The organism is Streptomyces sp. NBC_00425 (assembly GCF_036030735.1).
Taxonomy (GTDB): Bacteria; Actinomycetota; Actinomycetes; order Streptomycetales; family Streptomycetaceae; genus Streptomyces.
This window is the reverse complement of the sequence record NZ_CP107928.1, coordinates 2,347,674-2,368,962: the sequence shown is the minus strand read 5'-3', so window position 1 is coordinate 2,368,962 and position 21,289 is coordinate 2,347,674. Positions and strand designations below refer to the sequence as shown.

General features: G+C 72.5%; 14 protein-coding genes. 10 read left to right on the top strand and 4 right to left on the bottom strand.

The window, feature by feature from the left end:
- Positions 1-156 precede the first annotated feature (156 nt).
- Positions 157-1,569 carry a phytoene desaturase family protein gene (locus tag OHS82_RS09890; RefSeq protein WP_057582274.1) on the top strand — a complete coding sequence of 471 codons (1,413 nt, stop codon included), beginning with the start codon at positions 157-159 and terminating at the stop codon, positions 1,567-1,569.
- Positions 1,570-1,603: 34 nt separating this feature from the next.
- Positions 1,604-2,113, top strand: a complete 510-nt coding sequence (locus OHS82_RS09885) for an O-acetyl-ADP-ribose deacetylase (RefSeq protein WP_057582248.1) — start codon at positions 1,604-1,606, stop codon at positions 2,111-2,113.
- A gap of 567 nt (positions 2,114-2,680) precedes the next feature.
- On the opposite strand, the gene OHS82_RS09880 is transcribed toward OHS82_RS09885, so the two are convergent.
- Positions 2,681-4,627, bottom strand: coding sequence for a M1 family aminopeptidase (locus tag OHS82_RS09880; RefSeq protein WP_057582247.1), 1,947 nt, complete (start codon positions 4,625-4,627; stop codon positions 2,681-2,683).
- A gap of 644 nt (positions 4,628-5,271) precedes the next feature.
- On the opposite strand from OHS82_RS09880, the gene OHS82_RS09875 reads away from it, so the two are divergent.
- The gene (locus tag OHS82_RS09875) at positions 5,272-9,483 is read left to right on the top strand and encodes a molybdopterin-dependent oxidoreductase (protein WP_242433338.1); all 4,212 of its coding nucleotides are present in this window, start codon (positions 5,272-5,274) and stop codon (positions 9,481-9,483) included.
- A gap of 178 nt (positions 9,484-9,661) precedes the next feature.
- The gene (locus tag OHS82_RS09870) at positions 9,662-13,609 is read left to right on the top strand and encodes a glycoside hydrolase family 2 TIM barrel-domain containing protein (protein WP_079041502.1); all 3,948 of its coding nucleotides are present in this window, start codon (positions 9,662-9,664) and stop codon (positions 13,607-13,609) included.
- 155 nt (positions 13,610-13,764) lie between these two features.
- Here the strand turns inward: OHS82_RS09870 and OHS82_RS09865 are convergent, their stop codons facing one another.
- A complete protein-coding gene (locus tag OHS82_RS09865; RefSeq protein ID WP_057582244.1) occupies positions 13,765-14,103 on the bottom strand; it encodes a DUF6980 family protein in 339 nt (112 codons plus the stop codon).
- A gap of 90 nt (positions 14,104-14,193) precedes the next feature.
- On the opposite strand from OHS82_RS09865, the gene lpdA reads away from it, so the two are divergent.
- The 5 genes from lpdA to OHS82_RS09840 all read left to right on the top strand — a co-directional run bounded on the left by lpdA (position 14,194) and on the right by OHS82_RS09840 (position 19,557).
- On the top strand, positions 14,194-15,606 hold the full coding sequence (gene lpdA / locus OHS82_RS09860) for a dihydrolipoyl dehydrogenase (protein WP_057582243.1): 1,413 nt from the start codon (positions 14,194-14,196) through the stop codon (positions 15,604-15,606).
- Positions 15,607-15,741: 135 nt separating this feature from the next.
- The gene (locus OHS82_RS09855) at positions 15,742-17,028 is read left to right on the top strand and encodes a hypothetical protein (protein ID WP_057582242.1); all 1,287 of its coding nucleotides are present in this window, start codon (positions 15,742-15,744) and stop codon (positions 17,026-17,028) included.
- Positions 17,025-17,510 (top strand): DUF7144 family membrane protein, encoded by a 486-nt coding sequence (locus OHS82_RS09850; RefSeq protein WP_057582241.1) that lies wholly within the window; start codon positions 17,025-17,027, stop codon positions 17,508-17,510. The genes OHS82_RS09855 and OHS82_RS09850 overlap by 4 nt, the downstream gene beginning before the upstream one ends.
- Positions 17,511-17,559: 49 nt before the next feature.
- Entirely contained in the window at positions 17,560-19,050 is a 1,491-nt protein-coding gene (locus tag OHS82_RS09845; RefSeq protein ID WP_328433706.1) for an AlkA N-terminal domain-containing protein, read from the top strand.
- Positions 19,051-19,059: 9 nt separating this feature from the next.
- Positions 19,060-19,557, top strand: a complete 498-nt coding sequence (locus tag OHS82_RS09840; RefSeq protein WP_328433705.1) for a methylated-DNA--[protein]-cysteine S-methyltransferase — start codon at positions 19,060-19,062, stop codon at positions 19,555-19,557.
- 30 nt (positions 19,558-19,587) lie between these two features.
- Here OHS82_RS09840 and OHS82_RS09835 read toward each other — a convergent pair whose 3' ends face one another.
- Positions 19,588-20,322 carry an SIR2 family NAD-dependent protein deacylase gene (locus tag OHS82_RS09835; protein WP_057582239.1) on the bottom strand — a complete coding sequence of 245 codons (735 nt, stop codon included), beginning with the start codon at positions 20,320-20,322 and terminating at the stop codon, positions 19,588-19,590.
- An 82-nt stretch (positions 20,323-20,404) separates the two neighbouring features.
- Between OHS82_RS09835 and OHS82_RS09830 the strand changes: the two genes are divergently transcribed.
- Positions 20,405-20,605 (top strand): type II toxin-antitoxin system VapB family antitoxin, encoded by a 201-nt coding sequence (locus OHS82_RS09830; RefSeq protein ID WP_057582238.1) that lies wholly within the window; start codon positions 20,405-20,407, stop codon positions 20,603-20,605.
- A gap of 16 nt (positions 20,606-20,621) precedes the next feature.
- On the opposite strand, the gene OHS82_RS09825 is transcribed toward OHS82_RS09830, so the two are convergent.
- On the bottom strand, positions 20,622-21,122 hold the full coding sequence (locus tag OHS82_RS09825) for an NUDIX domain-containing protein (protein ID WP_057582237.1): 501 nt from the start codon (positions 21,120-21,122) through the stop codon (positions 20,622-20,624).
- Positions 21,123-21,289: the final 167 nt, after the last annotated feature.

Sequence of the window (21,289 nt, the reverse complement as noted above, 5' to 3'; positions counted from 1 at the left end):
TCACGCCGGCGCTCCGCGCGCGTGGCCTGCGCCTCTGCGTTCCGGCCGGTTTCGTGCCCCCGCGCCGCGGGTCTCGCGCCACCCCCGGCATATCCTGATTGCGGGGGCCACCGATGTCGGAGGTCACCGGCTGACGAAGGGGTCGAAGTGCCGTCGATGCTCGATGCGGTCGTGGTGGGAGCGGGGCCCAACGGGCTGACCGCTGCGGTGGAGCTGGCCAGGCGCGGCTTCTCCGTGGCGCTCTTCGAGGCGCGGGACACCGTGGGCGGGGGCGCCCGCACCGAGGAACTCACCCTGCCGGGCTTCCGCCACGACCCGTGCTCCGCCGCCCACCCGCTCGGCATCAACTCGCCCGCCTTCCGCGCCCTGCCCCTGGAACGCTACGGCCTGGAGTGGCTGCACCCCGAACTGCCCATGGCCCATCCCTTCCTCGACGGCGGCGCCGCCGTGCTGTCCCGGTCGGTGGCGGAGACGGCCGCATCCTTCGGACCGCGCGACGCGGGCCCCTACCGCCGCCTCGTCGAACCCTTCCTGCCCAAGTGGGACACCCTGGTCAGCGACTTCATGTCGCTGCCGCTGACCGCCCTTCCGCGCGACCCGCTCACCCTGGCCCGTTTCGGGCTGGTCGGCCTGCCCCCGTCCAGCTGGCTCACCCGCCGCTTCCACGACGAGCGGGCCAAGACCCTGTTCGCCGGCCTCGTCGCCCATGTCATGGCCCCGCTCAGCGGATTCGCCACCAGTGCCATCGGCCTGGTCTTCGCCCTCGCCGCACACGCCCGCGGCTGGCCGGTGGTCCGCGGCGGCTCCCAGTCCCTCTCCGACGCCCTTGCCGCGTACCTCGAGGATCTCGGCGGCAGCGTCCACACGGACTACGAGGTCAAGCGCCTCGACGACCTGCCGCCCGCGCGCGCGTACGTCTTCGACACCTCGCCCACCGCCCTCGGCCGCATCGCCGGCTTCGGCGACTACTACGCGGGGTACAAGTACGGTCCCGGCGTCTTCAAGATCGACTACGCCCTCGACGGTCCCGTCCCCTGGACCGCGGAGGAAGCCCGGAGGGCGGGCACCGTGCAGATCGGCGCGGACAGCGCGGAGATCGGCGCCGCGCTGCGAGCGCCCTCCCGGGAGGGCCGCGCGCCCGACCGGCCCTTCCTGATCACCGTGCAGCCCGGCGTCGTCGACCCGACCCGCGCCCCGGAGGGCAAGCACGTGTTCTGGGCGTACGGCCATGTGCCCAACGGCTGGACCGGCGACCTCACCGACGCCATGGAACGCCAACTGGAGCGCTTCGCACCGGGATTCCGCGACCGGGTCCTGGCCCGGGCCACCGCAGGACCCGCCGAACTCGCCGCCCGCAACGCCAACTACGTCGGCGGGGACATCGCCGCCGGAGCCGTCTCCGGGCTCCAGATCCTGCTGCGCCCCAAACTGACGGCGTTCCCGTACGCCACCCCGCACCCGGCCGTCTTCCTGTGCTCCTCGGCCACCCCGCCCGGCCCGGGCGTGCACGGCATGTCGGGCCACAACGCGGCCAAGGCCGTCTGGCGGAGGCTGCGGCAGAACGGGTGAGCGGGCGACGGCGCGCGTTGGTATACACACAGGCATGACCACGATCACACTCGTCCAGGGCGACATCACCCGGCAGTCCGTGGACGCAGTCGTCAACGCCGCCAACTCCTCGCTGTTCGGCGGGGGCGGCGTCGACGGAGCGGTCCACCGCCGTGGCGGCCCCGAGATCCTCGCCGACTGCCGCCGTCTGCGCGCCTCGCATTACGGCAGAGGCCTGCCCACCGGGCAAGCGGTCGCCACCACCGCGGGCGACCTGGACGCGCGCTGGGTGATCCACACCGTGGGCCCCGTCCACAGCGCCACCGAGGACCGCTCGGACCTGCTGGCCTCCTGCTACCGGGAGTCGCTGCGGGTCGCGGACGAGCTGGGCGCCCGCACGGTGGCCTTCCCGGCGGTCTCCGCGGGCGTCTACGGCTGGCCGATGGACGACGCTGCCCGCATCGCCGTGGAGACGGTGCGGGCGGCGCGCACGACCGTGGCCGAGGTGCGATTCGTGCTCTTCGACGAGCGGGCGTACGCCGCCTTCGCCGCCCAGGTCGGCTGACACCCGCCACGCGGCGCGGCCGGCGCACGTTCTTCAGATCGGGGACCCCGGCCTCTGACTCCTCGACAGGGCGCACGTGGCCCGCATGAACCCGGCCCTGGCCCTGGCCCCGGCCCTGGCCCTGGCCCCGGCCCTGGCCCTGGCCCCTGCCCCCTGCCCCTGCCCTGGCCCCGGCCCCGGCCGCGGCAAGCGTCGCCGGGGCCTGGGTACGACGGCGTCGAGGCGGGCGTCCGGGAGGTAGCTGCCGACGACCTCCCGCAGGCCGTCGAGGCGGTGATGTCCGGCCAACCGGACTTGCGGTCCAGGTTGTTGCCGGTCCGAGGTCGTCGGCCCTGCCCGGCCGGACGCCTGACCGCAGGCCTCACCGACCGCCTGACCGCCCGGCCGGACGCCCGGCCGCCCGCCCCCACCGGTCCGGACTCCGGCCGAGGTGCGGGTCGGCCGGAGCCCGGACCGGGCCGGGTGGAGTCCGTGGGCGGCGACCGACGCCGGACCAGGTCGGCCGCCGCCGCTTCTGCCTGCGTCCGCCGCCTCCGCCGCCGCCCGGCCGCCGGTCCGGCCGCTGTCTCAGCCGTCGATCCGGTGCGTGGTCCAGAACGACGTGAGGTCGGTGGTCGTGGCGGCCTGAGCGGCCGCCTTGAACTCGGCCGTGGTCGAGACGCCGTACCAGTGCGAAGCGGCGTAGTCCTTCAGCAACGTGGCCATCGCCGAGTCGCCGATCAGCCGCCGCAGGTCGTGCAGCGCGCACTTGCCGTATCCGTAGACGACGGTGGAGTACCGCGAGGAGTGGGCGTCCCAGTAGGCCATCGAGTTGGTGATCTTCTCCGCCGACGAGGCCCAGGACACGCTGCTCCAGCAGCCGCTGCCGGTCTTGCCCAGCGCCAGGTCGGTGGCGTAGTCGGTGAACGACTCGTCCAGCCACGGGCTGTTGTACTCGTCGTCGCCGACGATCCCGTACCACCACTGGTGGCCGATCTCATGGGTCAGCGCCGTGGTGCTGACCAGGTCGAGGACGAAGCCCGGGTACTCCATGCCGCCGAACCAGAAGCTGTTGTCGATGACGGCGTCCAACTCGCCGTAGGGGTAGGCGCCGAAGCGGGACGAGTGGGCGTCCACCGCGGTCTTCGCGGTGGTGAGCATCGACTGGGCGTTGGCCGAGCTGATGCCGGAGACCGAATAGACGTTGATCGGGGTGCCGGCCGCAGAGGTGCCGGAGATCTTGCTGAACGGGCCGGCCGCCCAGGCGAAGTCCCGCACCTTGGAAGCGGTCGCCGTGGTGACGGTGCGACCGCTGGATCCCGCGGTGTCGACGGAGGCGCCGGTGGCGGGCACGAGCAGGGTGGTCGGGTGGTCGAGGGTCACCCGGAAGTCGGCGGCCAGGGAGTAGAATGACTCGCCGTTGTTCGTGTACGGGTCCAGATGCCAGCCCGCCCCGTCCTTCACCGCCAGCACGGGCAGCGCGTTGCCGATGAAGCTGAAGGCACCGTCATGGCCGAACCGGTCGGCGCCGCTGGGCACCGTGATGCCGAGGTCGAAGCCGATCGTGGCGCTCTGCCCCTGGGTCAGGGGCGTGGCGAGGGTGATCTGAAGGGCCGTGCAGCCGACCGAGAGGGCGCCCGCGGTGCCGCCGGTGACGTTGCCGACCGTGATCGGCATCGCGGCGCAGGTGCCGTGGTAGTTGTCCCAGAGCCGCAGGTACACCTCGGTGAGCGCGGTCGCCGAGGCGTTGGTGAAGGTCGCGCTCTCGTGTCCGGTCCACACCGTGCCGGCGGTGTCGCTGGTGAGGCTGACGGTGTACGACGGGGCCGCCGGGGTGCGGGCGGAGTCGGCGGGCGGCGCGGTGTCGCCGGAGGTGTCGAGCGCGATGTCGTCGAGGACGAAGTTCGACTTGAGACTGGAGTCCTCGGTGCCGGTGAAGGCGAGACTCACGGTCTGGCCCACGAACGCGGACACGTCGAACGACTTCCGGACGTAGCCGGTGTTCTTGTCGAGGTTGGAGTACGTGGCCAGGGTCGTCGTGCCGATCTTGGCGGTCAGCTTGTCGTACGCCGTCGACGAGGTCGTCTCGGTCGTGTCGATGTGCAGCCAGAACGTAAGGGTGGCGGAGGCGCACCCGGAGGGGATCGTGACGCTCTGCGTGAGGGTGTCGGTGTGCGTGCTGCCGACCCCGCCCAGCCAGGCGAAGGCGGCGCCGCCGTGGGCGGTCTGCCCGGTACGGCTGGTGATCACGCTGGTCGAGGACTGGGTCCACGAGGACGCGCCGCTCTCGAAGCCGCCGTTGACGACGGCCTGGGCCGGTGTGCAGACGGCGGCCGCCGAGGCCGCGCCGTCGGCCGCGGCGCGGGTGGACACGCCCGGTGCGGACGCGGCGCCCCGCGACGCGGCGCCGGCGCCCGCGGGCGCGGCCCGGTCCGGCGCGGCGGCTGCCGGGGATGCGGCGGGGAGCGAGACGGCGGCCAGGGCGGCGAGGGCGAGCGCGCCTGCGGCGAGCGTCTTGCGGGGGGTGGGTCTCACGCGTTGCTCCTTTGCGACGGCCGGGTTTCCGGCCTGCTCGGTGGCTGTCCCCGACGGCGTGGGTGTGCCGCGGGGCGGTGCGCGACGGTTGCCGGAAGCGTGACAGATCTGACGCGGGCATGCCATCTGTGGCGGGCAAAGGGTCGGTACCGGAAGCGGACGCGGCGCCCCCGCTCATCGGCCGGGCCCATATCCTCGAACGGGTCCGCCGCCTGCGCGGACACGGCCTTCCCTCCGCCCGCCTTCCGCCCATCCGTCTGCCGCGGCGTTTCGCGCACGCCCCTGTCCGCCGTCCGCGGTCCGCCCTCCGCCGTCCCCCACGTCTTCGTCCGCCGTCCGCCGATCGCTGTCCGCCGTCCGCTGTCCGCTCGTGCCCCGCTCGCTGCCGCCCCCGTCCGCTGCCGTCCGCCGTTCGCTCACATCCGTCCGCCCTGCGCTGTGCGCCGGGCTTAACTCCCGGTGGCCGGTCCGGGAGACACCTGCGTAATGCACGGTTCGTACCGTCGCTAAGGCTTGGAGAGGCTCTCGCCAGGCCGATCGTCACAAGGAAGGGGGCGCCCGTGGCCGTGCCGGACCCGCGGACCGACAGCGCGACCGAGACGAAGGTGCGCACGGTCTGCTCGTACTGCGGCGTCGGCTGCGGCATGGTCCTCGACATCGGTTTCGGGCCGGACGGACGCCGTACGGTGCTGAAGGCCTCGGGCGACAAGCGGCACCCGGCGAACTCCGGACGGCTGTGCACCAAGGGCGCGACCACCGCCGACATGCTCGCCGCGCCCGGCCGGCTCACCACCGCCCTCGTCCGCCAGGACCGCGGCGAGGAGCCGGAGCCCGCCCCCGTGGACGCGGCGGTCGCCGAGACGGCACGGCGGCTGCGGGCCGTCGTCGACGAGCACGGCCCCGACGCGGTCGCCCTCTATGTCTCCGGCCAGATGAGCCTCGAAGCGCAGTACCTGGCCAACAAACTTGCCAAGGGTTTCCTGCGGACCAACCAGATCGAGTCCAACTCCCGGTTGTGCATGGCAAGCGCGGGAACCGGTTACAAGCTGTCTCTGGGCGCCGACGGGCCGCCCGGCTCCTACGACGACCTCGACCGCGCGGACGTCTTCCTCGTCATCGGCTCCAACATGGCCGACTGCCACCCCATCCTCTTCCTGCGGATGATGGAACGGGTGAAAGCGGGTGCGAAACTGATCGTCGTCGACCCGCGGCGCACCGCCACCGCCGCGAAGGCCGACCTGTTCCTCCAGGTCAGGCCGGGCACCGACCTCGCCCTCCTCAACGGACTGCTGCACCTCCTGCACGAGAACGGCCACACCGACCCCGAGTTCGTCGCCGCGTTCACCGAGGGCTGGGAGGCGATGCCCCGGTTCCTCGCCGACTACCCGCCCGCGACCGTCGCACGGATCACCGGCATCCCGGAGGCCGACCTGCGCGAGGCGGCCCGGACGATCGGCGAGGCGGGGGAGTGGACCAGCTGCTGGACCATGGGCCTCAACCAGTCCACGCACGGCACCTGGAACACCAACGCGCTCATCAACCTCCACCTCGCCACCGGCGCGATCTGCCGGCCGGGCAGCGGCCCCTTCTCCCTCACCGGCCAGCCCAACGCCATGGGCGGGCGCGAGATGGGCTACATGGGGCCGGGGCTGCCCGGCCAACGGTCCGTCCTCGTCGACGCCGACCGGGCCTTCGCCGAGGAGCTGTGGGGTCTGCCGGCGGGCACCGTCCGGGCGGACGGCGTCGGCAAGGGCACCGTGGAGATGTTCCGGAAGATGGCCGACGGCGAGATCAAGGCCTGCTGGATCATCTGCACCAACCCCGTCGCCTCCGTGGCCAACCGCAAGACGGTCATCGAGGGTCTGGAGGCGGCCGAGTTCGTCGTCGCGCAGGACGTCTTCGCCGACACCGAGACCAACGCGTACGCCGACGTCGTCCTGCCCGGCGCCCTGTGGACCGAGACCGAGGGCGTGCTCATCAACAGCGAGCGCAACCTCACCCTCGCCCGTCCCGCCGCCGACCCGCCAGGTGAGGCGACGGCCGACTGGCGGCTCATCGCGGCCGTCGCCCGTGCCATGGGTTACGAGAGCGGTTTCTCCTACGACAGCGCCGAGGAGGTCTTCGAGGAGATCAAGCAGGCGTACAACCCGGCAACCGGTTACGACCTGCGTGGAGTGACGTACGAGCGGCTGCGCGCCGCCCCGGTCCAGTGGCCCGCCGGCGCCGTCGACGGATCCGACCGCAACCCGATCCGGTACGTGAACGACGACGGCACGCTCACCTTCCCGACGGCTTCCGGCCGTGCCGTCTTCCATCCGCGCCCGCACGTCCCGCCCGCCGAGATGCCCGACGACGACTATCCGTTCGTCCTCAACACCGGCCGTCTGCAGCACCAGTGGCACACCCTGACGAAGACCGCCAGGGTGGCCAAGCTCAACAAGCTCGACCCCGGCCCGTTCGTCGAGGTGCACCCCGAGGACGCGGTCGCGCTCGGCCTCGCCGACGGCGACTCCGTGGAGGTCGCCTCACGGCGCGGCCGGGCCGTGCTGCCGGCCGTCGTCACCGACCGGGTGCTGCCCGGATCCTGTTTCGCCCCGTTCCACTGGAACGACCTGTTCGGCGAGTACCTCAGCGTCAACGCGGTCACCAGTGACGCCGTCGACCCGCTGTCCTTCCAACCCGAGCTCAAGGTGTGTGCGGTCTCGCTGACGAAGGTCTCGACACCGGTTACCGTGCTTTCTCCGTCGATCGGGGCCCCTGACGCCCGGGCAGCGGAACCCGCCGCCCTCACACCCGCCGCACCCCCGGCCTTGGCCGCGGCCTCCGTGACCGGCGGGCCGGCGACCCCTCCCGCCGCTCTCGTCCCCACCGCGGTCCAGCCCGCCGCGGCCGCCGTCTTCGGCCTCGATCCCGCGCCGCCGCCGGTGCTGACCGAGCACGAAAGGCGCTACCTGGTCGGTTTCCTCGCCGGCATCCCGGCCGGCGCCCCGGGCGTGCCGGTCCTGCCGCCCGACGCCCCCTTCAGCCCCGAGCACGCGCTGTGGGTCAACGGCACCCTCGCGGGCATGTACTCCCGCACCGTCGCCGGCGCCGTCCCGGCCTCGGCGGCCCCGCCCGCGGGCCCGGCGCGACGCGTGGTGATCCTGTGGGCCTCCCAGACGGGCACCGCCGAGGACTTCGCCGCCGCCACCGCCGCGCGGCTCTCCGCCGGCGGCCACCCGGCAGCCCTGGTCGCCATGGACGAGGCCGACCCCGCCGCGCTGCCCTCCGACGCCGACCTGCTGCTGATCACCAGCACCTTCGGCGACGGCGACGCGCCCGACAACGGCGCCGGCTTCTGGGACGGCCTGGACGCACTGGACACCGGACGACTGGAGGGCCGCCGCTACGCCGTCCTCGCCTTCGGGGACTCCTCCTACGACGACTTCTGCGGGCACGGCCGGCGCCTGGACCGTCGTATGGACGAACTCGGCGCGGTCCGGCTGACCCCGCGCGCCGACTGCGAACCGGACTACGAGACGGAGGCGGAGCTCTGGCTGGACCAGGTGCTCACCGCCCTGAAGGACGCGACGGAACTCCAGCCCGCGCCCTCCGACAGGGCACACCCGCCGGCTCCCGCCCCCACACGCTTCCCCGCCGACACGGGTGCGCCGCACGCCGCCCCAGCCGTCACCGCGGGGCCCGCGTCCCCGTCCGTCGTCGCGCCGCCGTCCGCCGCGCCCGCCCGCTCCAGGCGTCCCGCACCCGTCGCCGCCCGGCTCACCGGCAACCGGCTGCTGAGCCTGCCCGGTTCCGGCAAGGAGGTCCGGCGCTTCACCTTCGACACGCGCGACAGCGAGACCCCGCTCGTCTACGAGGCCGGCGACGCGCTCGGCGTCCGGCCGCTCAACTCACCCGACCTGGTGGCGGAGTGGCTCGCCGTCACCGGACTCGACGCGCACGCGCGCGTGCAGGTGAACGGGGTCGGGGAGACGGCGCTCGGCGAGGCACTGCTGCGCCACCTCGACATCACCCGGATCACCCCGGCCCTGCTGCGCTTCACGGCCGACCGCACCCGAGACCCGCGCGAGCTGCGCAAACTGCTGCGCCCGGACAACAAGGACGAGCTGGCGAAGTGGTCCTGGGGCCGGCAGGCCGTCGACCTGGCGGCCGAGTCCGGCGTCCGCGCCGGCGCCCAGGAGTGGACGGACGTCCTGGGGCGGCTGCAACCGCGCCTGTACTCCATCTCGTCCAGCCCGCTGACCGACCCCCACCTCGTCTCGCTCACCGTCTCCGTCGTGCGCTACGAGAACCTGGCAGGCCGGCCCCGCCAGGGCGTCTGCTCGCCCTTCCTCGCCGACGCCGCACCCGGCGCCGAGGTCCCGGTCCACGTGCAGCGCTCGCCGCACTTCCGGCCGCCCGCGGACGCCGCGACGCCGATGGTGATGGTCGGTCCGGGCACGGGAGTGGCGCCGTTCGTCGGATTCCTCGAGGAGCGCCGGGCGCGCGGCCACCGGGCGCCCAACTGGCTCTTCTTCGGTGAGCAGCACCGGGCGACGGACTTCTACTACGAGGAGGAGCTGACCGCGCTGCGCGCCGACGGCGTCCTCACCCGCCTGGACACCGCCTTCTCCCGCGACCAGCGGGCCAAGGTGTACGTCCAGGACCGGATTCGCGAGCACGGCTCCCACCTGTGGTCCTGGCTCCGTGACGGCGCGCACTTCTACGTCTGCGGCGACGCCTCCCGGATGGCCAAGGACGTCGACCAGGCCCTGCGCGACGTCGCGGTCGTGCACGGCGGTCTGAGCGAGCCGGAGGCGGCGGCCTATGTGAAGCAGCTCGCCACCGACAAGCGGTACGTGCGCGACGTCTATTGACGCAAGTCACCAGAAGAGCGCGAGTGTCGCGCGTGCACCAAGTGACGTTGCGCCGAAGAGAGTTGAAATTCAGCCATCGCGGCGCGCCTATGTTCGTTTAATCAACAGGATTGGACACGATCTGACACACCTCGGTCCGTGCACAGCCGCACGGATCGCCCCGAGGAAGGTCGTGGTCATGTCACACCCGCACGTGTCGCCCATGGACCGGCCGGACCGCCCCCACCGGGCGGAGCCGGACCACCGCCCGCGGACGGCCGTCAGCCGTCGCCGGCTGCTCGAGGGATCGGCCGCCGTTCTCGGCGCACTCGCCCTGTCCGGGCCCACCGCCGCCCGCGCGGCCGTGGCGTCCGACGGGACGGGAGCGGCCGACGGCGCCCCCGAATGGAACGGCCGCATCGACGTCTTCCGGCTGGGCGCCGAGGCCCCGCACACCACCCTGATGCCGTACGCGGACCTCACCCAGGCCCTGGCGGCCGACCGTACGCGCTCGCCGTACCGGCTGAGTCTCGACGGCGTCTGGAAGTTCGCCCATGCCGAACGCCCCGACGACCGCGACGCCGACTTCCACCGGACCGACCTGGACGACCGAGGCTGGGACACCCTTCCCGTGCCCTCCGCCTGGCAGCTGCACGGCTACGACCGCCCGATCTACATCAACATCACCTACCCCTGGTGGGGCCCCAACGGCCTGGGCGAGGAGGCTCAGCCGCCCGCCGCACCCACCCGCTACAACCCCGTCGGCCAGTACCGCCGCACCTTCACCGTCCCGCGCGGCTGGTCCGGACGGCGGACCTTCCTCCACTTCGAGGGCGTCAAGTCCGCCCACTACGTGTGGATCAACGGGGCGCTCGTCGGCTACCACGAGGACTCCTACGACCCGGCCGAGTACGACATCACCGCGCACCTGAAGGAGGGCGTCAACCAGATCGCCGTGGAGGTGTACCGCTACTCCGACGGCGACTGGCTGGAGGACCAGGACATGATCCGGCTGAGCGGCATCTTCCGCTCGGTCTACCTCTACTCCACACCCGCCGTCCATCTGCGCGACTTCCGGCTGGACACCCCGCTGAGCGACGACTACCGGGCGGCCGAGCTGTCGGTCACCGCGAGCGTGCGGGACTACGGCGGCGAGGGCGCCGGCCGGTACGCCGTCGAGACCCAGCTGTACGACGCGAAGGGCCACCCGGTGTGGCCCAGACCGCTGGTCCAGGCCGTCGCCCTCGCCGCCGGGGAGGAGAGCACCGTACAGGCCGCGAAGCCCGTGCCCGCGCCCCGCCTGTGGTCGGCCGAACAGCCGGACCTCTACACCGCCGTGCTCCGCCTGCGCGACCCGGCCGGCAAGGTGATCGAAACCCTTTCCCACCGCGTCGGCTTCCGCGAGTTCGCGCTCCGGGACGGCCTGATGCGCATCAACGGCCGGCCCGTCTCGTTCCGGGGCACCAACCGGCACGAGATGCATCCCCGGCACGGCTCGGCGCTCACCCGCGCCGACATGGTCGAGGACATCGGGATCATCAAACGGCTGAACATCAACAGCGTCCGCACCTCGCACTACCCGAACAACCCGCAGTGGCTCGAACTCGCCGACGAGTACGGCCTGTACCTCGTCGACGAGACCAACCTCGAGACCCACGGCATCCGCGGCCAGTACCCCGGCAACCACGCCGAGTGGACGGCGGCCTGCGTGGCCCGCGCGCAGAACATGGTCCACCGCGACAAGAACCACGCCTCGGTCGTCATCTGGTCGCTCGGCAACGAGGCCGGCGGCGGCACCACGTTCAACGCCATGCACGACTGGATCCGCTCGTACGACACCACGCGCGTCATCCAGTACGAGGGCGACGACCGCCCGGGGATCAGCGACATCCGCTCCGAGATGTACGACAGCCCCTCCCGCGTCGAGGCCAGGGCGAAGGACACCGCCGACACCCGGCCGTACGTGATGATCGAGTACTCCCACGCGATGGGCAACTCCAGCGGAAACTTCAAGAAGTACTGGGACCTCGTGCGCCGCCACGACGTGCTGCAGGGCGGCTGGATCTGGGACTTCGTCGATCAGGCCCTGGACTGGCCCACCCCCGCCCGCAAGCTGTTCACCGAGGCCGGTCCCGCCGCGCTGCGCGGTGAGGTCATCGCCCCCAGCGGCGGCTTCAGCCGCGACAAGGGCGTCTTCGGCGGCACCGTCTTCGCCCGCGACGCAGGGCTCGACCTCACCGGCTCACTCACCCTGGAGGCCTGGGCAACGCCGCATGTGACCGGTTACCACCAGCCCATTCTCGCCAAGGGCGACACCCACTACGCACTGAAACAGACCGACAGGACAGTGGAGTTCTTCATCTACGGCAGCGGCCAGTGGGCCGCCGTGAGCTGGGCGCTGCCGGCCGGCTGGACGGGCGCCGAGCACCACGTCGCGGGCGTCTTCGACGCGGCGGCGGGCACCCTGACGCTGTACGTCGACGGCGTGGTCCGGGCCACCCGGACCACCTCGGTGCGTCCCGCCGTCAACACCGCGCCGCTGTCCCTGGCCACCGACGTCGACAACCCCACCCGGGAGTTCAGCGGCACCGTGCGGCGGGCCCGGGTGTACGCCCGGGCGCTGAGCGCCGCCGAGCTGGCCTCCGAGAGCCGTGGGCCCGGCGACGACGGGGTGCGCTTCTGGTTCGACGCCGCCACCGTCGGCCTCGACGAGAAGCGGCCCCGCCACAGGACGTTCTACGCCTACGGCGGCGACTGGGGCGACAACCCCAACGACGGCGCGTTCTCCGGCGACGGGATCGTCACCGCCGACCGCGGGCTCACCGGCAAGTCCGCCGAGGTCAAGCGGATCTACCAGGCGATCGGCGCGGCCCCCGTCACCGGCGCCCGGCTCGCCCCGGGAGCGGCGCTCACCCTCACCAACGAGAACCTCTTCACCGACCTCCGTGAGTACGACGGACGGTGGGAGCTGGTGGCGGACGGCACGGTGGTGCAACGGGGACGGCTGAGCCGCGCCCAGCTGGACGTGGCGCCGCTGTCGAGCAAGGAGATCACCGTGCCGTTCCGGCTGCCGGCCCGGCCGGCGGCGGGCGCGGAGTACTTCCTGCAGCTGTCGTTCACCACCAGCCGGAGCACCAAGTGGGCGAAGGCCGGATTCGAGGCGGCCCGCGTGCAGATCGCCGTGGACGCGGGCAGCCCCGCGGTCACCCCCGTGCCGCTGGGCTCCGTCCCGGCACTCGCCCATGAGGACGGCGCCGCGTCGGTCACCGTCACGGGGCGGGGCTTCTCGGTCGTCGTCGACAAGAAGAGCGGCCTGATCAGCTCCTACCGGGCCGGCGGCGTCCGGCTGCTGACCTCGGGCCCGGCCCCCAACTTCTGGCGGGCGCCCACCGACAACGACCGCGGCAACGGCCAGCACACCCGCAACCAGACCTGGCGCGACGCCGGCGCCCGTCGCCGGGTGACCGGTGTGAGCGTGCGGGCACTGCGCGACCGGGCCGTCGAGATCAAGGTCGCCGGCACCCTGCCCACCACCACGGAGTCGACGTACACCACCACCTACACCGTTTTCGGAAACGGCGAGATCAAGGTCGACAACACCCTGCACCCGGGCGCGGCCTCGCTGCCCTACATCCCCGAGGTCGGCACCCTGCTCCTGCTGCCCGGCAGCCTGGAGAACCTGCACTACTACGGCCGCGGTCCCGAGGAGAACCACTGGGACCGCAACGACGCCACCGACGTCGGCCTGTACTCCGGCACCGTCACCGGGCAGTGGACCTCCTATCTGCGGCCGCAGGAGAACGGAAACAGGACGGACGTCCGCTGGGTGGCCCTCACCGACGATGACGGCAACGGCCTGCTGGTCTGCGGCGAGCCGCTCCTGGAGGTCAACGCCTCGCACTTCACCCCGGAGGACCTGTCGGTCGGCGCTCGGCACGACTACCAGCTCACCCCGCGCAAGGAGGTCGTCCTGCGCCTGGCGCACCGGCAGATGGGCGTCGGAGGGGACAACAGCTGGGGCGCGCACACCCACGACGAGTACAAGCTGTTCGCCGACCGCGACTACGCGTACACCTACCGGCTGCGGCCACTGAGGGACGTCACCGAGGCGACGAAGGCCTCGCGACGGCCCACGGCAACGTCGTAGCAATCGGTTTCAGCACCACCGGCACCCCGGTACGGGCCGGAAACACAGGCAAGGCCCGGAAACACCGGCAACGCCCGAAAGCACCGGCAACGGACGGAGCAGCAGTGTGGGCACGGTCACCGCGCATCGGGCGGTGACCGTGCCCACCGGCGCGCTCACCCGGCTGTCGCGCCGGCCGCAGTGCCCCCGCCGTCCGCCCGCAGCCACCGTTCGTCCTCGAACTCCGGAGGAACCTCGTCCTCCCACGGGTCGATCCCCCGTGCCTCCAGCTCGTCGAACCACCGGTCCCGCTGCGAAGCGGGCAGACGGGCCCCGCACCACGGGCAGTGGGCGATCCCGCTCGTCGCGGCGCCCCCGTCATGGATGATCAGTCCGTACTCCCGGAACTTGGGCACGAACCGCACCAGCGCGTCCGGACACGCGAAGGGGTCGGGGTGCACCTCGCACCGCTGATTCACCTGAGTGTTCATCTCGTCACAACAGTGTTCGATCACTCACGCATTCTCCCCGGCGACACGGAAGAATCGGACGGGAACGACGCACCACGCATCACCCGTCACGCATTCACGGAAAAGGAACCTCCCATGGCCGAGCAGGACGAACGCTTCGACGTCGTGGTCCTCGGCGCCGGCCCCGGCGGCTACGTCGCCGCGGTCCGCGCCGCCCAACTGGGCAAGCGCGTCGCCGTAGTCGAGGAGAAGTACTGGGGCGGCGTCTGTCTCAACGTGGGCTGCATCCCCACCAAGGCCCTCCTGCGCAACGCCGAACTCGCCCACATCTTCACGCGCGAGGCGAAGACCTTCGGCATCAAGGTCGACGGACAGGTCTCCTTCGACTACGGCGAGGCCTACCGGCGCAGCCGCAAGGTCGCCGACGGCCGGGTCAAGGGCGTCCACTACCTGATGAAGAAGAACAAGATCACCGAGTTCGACGGTCGCGGCACGTTCGTGGACGACCACACCCTCACGGTGACCGGTGGCGACGGGGAAACCCGCACCATCGGTTTCGACACGTGCATCATCGCCACCGGAGCCACCCCCAGACTGCTCCCCGGCACCAGGCGCACCGCCCGCGTGGTGACGTACGAGGAGCAGATCCTCGCCGACGACCTCCCGCAGTCGATCGTCGTCGCGGGCGCCGGGGCGATCGGCATCGAGTTCGCGTACGTCCTGCACAACTACGGCGTGAAGGTCACGATCGTCGAGTTCCTGGACCGTATGGCGCCGCTGGAGGACGCCGAGGTCTCCGCCGAGCTCGCCCGCCAGTACCGCAAGCTGGGCATCGACGTGCTCACGTCGACGCGCGTCGAGTCCATCGACGAGTCCGGTCCGCGGGTGCGGGTCACCGTCACCGGCAAGGACGGCGCCCAGCAGGTCCTGGAGGCCGACAAGGTCCTCCAGGCGATCGGCTTCGCCCCGAACGTCACCGGTTTCGGCCTGGAGAACACCGGGGTCGCGGTCACCGAACGCGGCGCGATCGACGTCGACGGACGCTGCCGCACCTCGGTCCCGCACATCTACGCCATCGGTGACGTCACCGCGAAGCTCATGCTCGCGCACACCGCCGAGGCGATGGGCGTCGTCGCCGCCGAGACCCTCGCCGGCGCGGAGACCATGGAACTGGACTACGCCATGATCCCGCGCGCCACCTACTGCCAGCCGCAGATCGCCAGCTTCGGGTACACCGAGGCCCAGGCCCGGGAGCGGGGCCACGACGTCAAGGTGGCGAAGTTCCCGTTCACCGCGAACGGCAAGGCGCACGGTCTCGGCGACGTGACGGGCTTCGTGAAGCTGATCAGCGACGCCCGGTACGGCGAGCTGCTCGGCGGCCACCTCATCGGCCCCGACGTCACCGAGCTCCTGCCCGAGCTGACGCTGGCCCAGCAGTGGGACCTCACCGTCCATGAGGTCGCCCGCAACGTCCACGCCCACCCGACGCTGGGCGAGGCCGTCAAGGAGGCGGTGCACGGACTGGCCGGACACATGATCAACATGTAGTCGGCGCGAGCCGGGCGGCCGGGGTGGTTCACCCGGACGGCCCGGCCGCGCTCGCCGTCGTCGCCCGGCCGGGGTGTGCTGGCACCGACCGGACCCACCCGGGTCCGGGCGGAGCCGACGGCGAGGGAGTGCGGCATGCCGGAGAGCGGTGTTCCCGCCGACGCGGAGCTGGAGACCCTCCGGGCCCGCGTCGCGGCGCTGGAGGCGGAGCGCAGCCGTCCGCCCGCCCACCACCGGGTCCGCTCGGTGTTCGCGGTCGTCTTCATCGTCCTCGGCTGCGTCCTGGCCCCGCTCGGTCTGGTGGCGGCGTGGACGTCCAGCATCGTGGGCGACACGGACCGCTACGTCGACACCGTGCGCCCGCTGGCCGCCGACAAGGACATCCAGAACGCGGCCGCCAACCGCGTCACGGACGCCCTGATGGAACACATCGACCTCACCGCGCTCCTCCAGGAAGCCGCACCCGCCCAGCGGCCCCTGCTGGAGAAGGCCCTCGGCAAGCTCGGCCCCTCGCTCGAGGACGCCGTCCGCAGCTTCGTGCACGACAAGGCGCAGGCGATCGTCGCCTCCGACGCCTTCCAGAAGATCTGGACCGACGCCAACCGCAGGATCCACAGCTCCGTCGAGAAGGCGCTCACGGGCAGCGGCGGCGGCGCGGTGAAGATCCGGAACGACACGGTGACGCTCGACCTCGCACCGGTCGTCGACCAGGTCAAGCAACGTCTCGTCGACTCCGGCATGACGGTCGTGGGGAAGATCCCGGAGATCCACACCGACTTCACGCTCGTCAGGTCCGAGGACATCGGCAAGGTCAAGACCTATTTCCGGGTGCTGCAACTGGTGGGATTCTGGCTGCCCGTCGTCGCCGTCCTGCTGGTCGCGGCCGGCGTCCTGCTGGCGACGCACCGCCGCCGCGTCCTGATCGTCGCCGCGCTCTGCTTCGCCTTCGCCACGCTCCTGTTGGGCGTCGCGCTGACCGTCTTCCGGGTCGTCTACCTGGACGCCCTGCCGGCCGGCGTCTCCCAGCCGGCCGCCGGGTCCGTGTACGACACGCTCGTCCGGTTCCTGCGCACCTCCGTGCGGTCGGCGGTAGCCCTCGGCGTGGTGGTCGCCCTCGCCGCCTGGCTGACCGGGCCCGGCCGGCACGCCGCTCTGGTGCGGCGGCTGTGGCACTCGGGCATCGGCGCCGTGCGCTCGACCGCCGACCACGCCGGACTGCGCACCGGCCCCGTCGGGCCGTTCGTGGACCGCTACCGCACCTGGATCACGTGGATCCTGGCCGCGGGAGCCGTCCTCGCCTTCCTCCTGTGGCCCTACCCGACGGGCTGGGTCGTCGTCGGACTGGCCCTCGCCCTGCTCTTCGCGCTCGCGATCGTCGACTTCCTGGCCGTCCGGCCCCGCGGAAAGGACCTCCCCGTATGAGCGCGCACCCCCCGGCCGGCGACCCGCACGGCGAGATCGGCACCGCCTGGTCCGCTCCGCGCGGCGGGCCGCGCCCGCCCGACCCGGGTCACGGACGCCTCGGCGACGGCATCGTCTTCGCCGGCGTCCTGATGCTCTGCGGCGGCGTGCTCGCCGTCCTCCAGGGCATCGCGGCCATCGCCGAGGACGACGTCTACGCCCGTATCGGCTCCTACGTCTACGAGCTCAGCCTCACCGGCTGGGGCTGGATCCACCTCGCGCTCGGCGTCCTCGCCGCCGCCACCGGCGCGGCCCTGCTCAGGGGGATGGCCTGGGCCCGCTTCACCGGCGTCTTCCTCGCCGCCCTGAGCCTGGTCCTGCAGTTCCTGTTCCTGCCGTACGAGCCGCTCTGGTCGGTCGTCGTCATGGCGATCGACGCCTTCGTGATCTGGTCGCTGGTCTCCTGGCAGGAGCGTGGAGCGGCCCGGGGCACCCGACGTTGATGTCGGATTCTCGCCAGCGCCGGCCCGCTCCCCGGACGATGCTGGACCCATGCAGAACGGGATGCACACCGACCGCGAACGCTGTGTGCGCGCCGTCCGGTCCAAGGACGCGCGCTTCGACGGCTGGTTCTTCACGGCGGTCCTGACCACCGGAATCTACTGCCGGCCGAGCTGCCCCGCGGTACCGCCCAAGCCGGAGAACATGGTGTTCCGGCCGAGCGCCGCCGCCTGCCAGCAGGCGGGCTTCCGCGCCTGCAAGCGCTGCCGGCCCGACACCAGCCCCGGCTCCCCGGAGTGGAACCGGCGGGCCGACCTGGTCGCGCGGGCCATGCGGCTGATCGCGGACGGCGTCGTCGACCGCGAGGGCGTCCCCGGACTCGCCGCCCGGCTGGGATACAGCACCCGCCAGATCGAACGTCAACTCGTCGGCGAACTCGGCGCGGGACCGCTGGCGTTGGCCCGCGCCCAGCGCGCCCAGACCGCCCGCCTCCTCATCGAGACCACCGGACTCCCCATGGCGGACGTCGCGTTCGCCGCCGGCTTCGCCTCCGTGCGCACCTTCAACGACACCGTGCGCGAGGTCTTCGCCCTCGCGCCGAGCGAACTGCGCGCCCGCGTCCCGCGCAAGGACGCCCCGGCCCGCCCGGCGGCGCCCGGAACGCTCGCCCTGCGCCTTCCCTTCCGCGCCCCCCTCAACCCCGACAACCTGTTCGGGCATCTCGCCGCGACCGGCGTCCCCGGCGTCGAGGAGTGGCGGGACGGGGCGTTCCGGCGCACGCTGCGGCTGCCGTACGGGCACGGCGTCGTGGCGCTCACCCCGAACCCCGACCACATCGGCTGCCGTCTCACCCTCAGCGACCTGCGCGATCTCACCGTGGCCATCAGCCGCTGCCGGCGGATGCTGGACCTGGACGCCGACCCGGTCGCCGTCGACGACCAGCTGCGCACCGATCCGCTGCTCGCGCCCCTGGTGGACAAGGCGCCCGGCCGGCGGGTGCCGCGCACGGTCGACGAGGCGGAGTCCGCCGTCCGTGCCGTCCTCGGCCAGCAGGTGTCCACCGCGGCCGCCCGCACCCACGCCGCCCGCCTGGTCACCGCCCACGGCGACCCGGTGGACGATCCCGAAGGCGGCCTCACCCACCTCTTCCCGACCCCCGAGGCCCTGGCCGAGCTCGATCCCGGGTCCCTTGCCATGCCGCGCACCCGCCGCGCCACCTTCACCACCCTGGTACGCGAACTCGCCGCCGGCACCCTGCGCCTCGGCGCGGAGAGCGACTGGGCCGAGGCCCGCGCAAGGCTCCTCGCGCTGCCCGGATTCGGTCCCTGGACCACCGACGTCATCGCGATGCGCGCCCTGGGCGACCCCGACGCCTTCCTGCCCACCGACCTCGGAATCCGGCGCGCCGCCGAGGAGATGGGCCTGCCCTCGACCCCGGCGGCGCTCACCGCGCGGGCGGCCGGCTGGCGTCCCTGGCGCGCGTACGCCGTCCAGTACCTCTGGGCGACCGACAGTCACCCGATCAACTTCCTTCCGGTATAAGGACGTTCCGTGAAGCAGCACACGATCATCGACAGTCCGTACGGCCCGCTCACCCTCGTCGCCGACGACGGCGTCCTGTGCGGCCTCTACATGACCGACCAGCGGCACCGGCCGCCCGAGGAGGACTTCGGCTCCCGGGACGACACGCGTTTCGGCGCCGCCGAGGAGCAGTTGACGGCCTATTTCGCAGGCGAGTTGACGGAGTTCACTCTCGAACTGCGCCTGCACGGAACCCCGTTCCAGCGCAGCGTCTGGGCCGGACTGCGCACGATCCCTTACGGCGAGACCCGCAGTTACGGCGAACTCGCCGAAGCCCTCGGCAGTCCGGGCGCCTCCCGTGCGGTGGGACTCGCCAACGGCCGGAACCCCGTCGGCATCATCGTGCCGTGCCACCGCGTGATCGGCGCCGGCGGCGGCCTCACCGGCTACGGCGGCGGCCTGCACCGCAAACGCCGTCTGCTGGAGTTCGAGAGCGGCTCCGCCGCGGCCGGGCGGACCCTGTTCTAGGGCGTGCCGTACGGTCCGCCCGGAAGGGCCCTACGCGCTCTCCTTCACCAGGTCGCGCAGGAGCTGAGGCAACGCGGCCCCGATGGGCTCGCGGATCACCTCGTCGGCGATGTCGTCGTACGGGGTCGGCTCGGCGTTGACGATGACCAGGCGGGCTCCGTGGTCGGCGGCGACGCCGGCGAGTCCGGCGGCGGGCTGCACACGCAGGCTGGTGCCGACGGCGATGAACACCGAGCAGGCCTTGCTGATCGCGAGCGCCTCGCCGAGGACGACCGGGTCGAGCCGCTCGCCGAACATGACGGTCGCCGACTTGAGGATGCCGCCGCACTCCGGGCAGGGCGGGTCCTCCTCGCCGGCCTCCAGGCGGGCGAGGGCGTCCTCCATCGGCCCGCGGGCGCGGCAGCTCGTGCACACGACGCTGCGGGCGGTGCCGTGCAGCTCCAGGACCTTGCGGCCGGACAGACCGGCGAGCTGATGGAGCCCGTCCACGTTCTGGGTGATCACCCGCACGGGGACCCCGGACTTCTCCAGCTCGGCGACGGCGAGGTGCGCGGCGTTCGGACGGGCCTTCAGCGCCTGGCTCGTGCGCCGCATCTGCCACGAGCGCCTCCGGATCTCCGGGACGCCCATGTAGTACTCGTAGGTGACGAGCTTCTCCGCCTCCGGATCCCGCCGCCACAGCCCGTTCGGACCCCGATAGTCAGGGATGCCGGAATCGGTGGAGATGCCCGCACCGCTGAGGATGGCGACAAGAGGCTTGTTCATGTGTTCGAGCGTAGAGCGGGCCTTCGGGGGCCGCGAGCGTATTACCCCTCCGGGGCGGGGTGCACGGTGCTACTTTCCCGGCATGGCCAAGGTATCCGTCTCGCTCGACGCCGAACTCGTCGTCGAGGTCATGGTGCTCACCGGTGTGGGCAGCCCCCAGGACGCCGTCGAGCTGGTCGTGCGCGACTACATCGCACGCGGTCACCGCACGGAGGCCCGCACCGCCGCCCGCGACGAGGCGCTGCGGGACGTGGACGGCAGGCAGCGCGAAGTGGAGGGGTGAGCGGCGCCGCCGACGGTCAACGCGCGGGACGGCCGTTCTCCAGCTCGGCCGTCACCGAGCCGTCGGCCAGGGCGTCCAGCGCGGCCAGCACCCGGTGGCCCAGTGCGCCGAGCAGGTGGTCGGTGAGCTCCTCGCGCGGCACCAGCCGCCAGGACAGCAGCTCCGTCTCCTGCAGCCGGATCGCCCCGAGGTCGTCCTCGTCGAGGACTCCGCCGTCGTACACGTACGCCACCAGCGGCGGACGGTCCGCCCCGAGCACCCAGTCCACCGCGAGCAGCCGGCCGAGCTCGCGGTCGAGCCCGATCTCCTCGAGCGTCTCGCGCCGCGCGCCCTGCCGCGGGCTCTCGCCCTCGTCGGACTCGATGGTGCCGCCCGGAAGGGCCCAGCCGGCCCGGTAGTTCGGCTCGACGAGGAGGACCCGCCCCTGCGCGTCGCGGAACAACGCGGCCGCGCCGGCCAGGACACGGGGCAGGGAGGCGACGTACGCGGCGAAGCCGGGCGTGCTGGAGGCAGTCATCAGGGAAGCGTACGCGGCGGGGCCGCGCCGGGGGCGGGTCCAGGGGCCGGGCACCGCATGACGCCGCGGGCCCGCGGCGGTTAAGGTCACAACGGCGCGACTGGCCCTGACGTGCGCGGGGCCCGGAGAGCAAGGGGATGGCAAGGTGGCGGACGCTGCACGGCAGG

What these genes read in the sequence shown, in the direction of transcription:
- OHS82_RS09890 (WP_057582274.1), top strand. Translation starts at nt 157, where the DNA reads ATGCTCGATGCGGTCGTGGTGGGAGCGGGGCCCAACGGGCTGACCGCT.
- OHS82_RS09885 (WP_057582248.1), top strand. Translation starts at nt 1,604, where the DNA reads ATGACCACGATCACACTCGTCCAGGGCGACATCACCCGGCAGTCCGTG.
- OHS82_RS09875 (WP_242433338.1), top strand. Translation starts at nt 5,272, where the DNA reads ATGGTCCTCGACATCGGTTTCGGGCCGGACGGACGCCGTACGGTGCTG.
- OHS82_RS09870 (WP_079041502.1), top strand. Translation starts at nt 9,662, where the DNA reads ATGTCACACCCGCACGTGTCGCCCATGGACCGGCCGGACCGCCCCCAC.
- lpdA (WP_057582243.1), top strand. Translation starts at nt 14,194, where the DNA reads ATGGCCGAGCAGGACGAACGCTTCGACGTCGTGGTCCTCGGCGCCGGC.
- OHS82_RS09855 (WP_057582242.1), top strand. Translation starts at nt 15,742, where the DNA reads ATGCCGGAGAGCGGTGTTCCCGCCGACGCGGAGCTGGAGACCCTCCGG.
- OHS82_RS09850 (WP_057582241.1), top strand. Translation starts at nt 17,025, where the DNA reads ATGAGCGCGCACCCCCCGGCCGGCGACCCGCACGGCGAGATCGGCACC.
- OHS82_RS09845 (WP_328433706.1), top strand. Translation starts at nt 17,560, where the DNA reads ATGCAGAACGGGATGCACACCGACCGCGAACGCTGTGTGCGCGCCGTC.
- OHS82_RS09835 (WP_057582239.1), bottom strand. Translation starts at nt 20,322, where the DNA reads ATGAACAAGCCTCTTGTCGCCATCCTCAGCGGTGCGGGCATCTCCACC.
- OHS82_RS09830 (WP_057582238.1), top strand. Translation starts at nt 20,405, where the DNA reads ATGGCCAAGGTATCCGTCTCGCTCGACGCCGAACTCGTCGTCGAGGTC.
- OHS82_RS09825 (WP_057582237.1), bottom strand. Translation starts at nt 21,122, where the DNA reads ATGACTGCCTCCAGCACGCCCGGCTTCGCCGCGTACGTCGCCTCCCTG.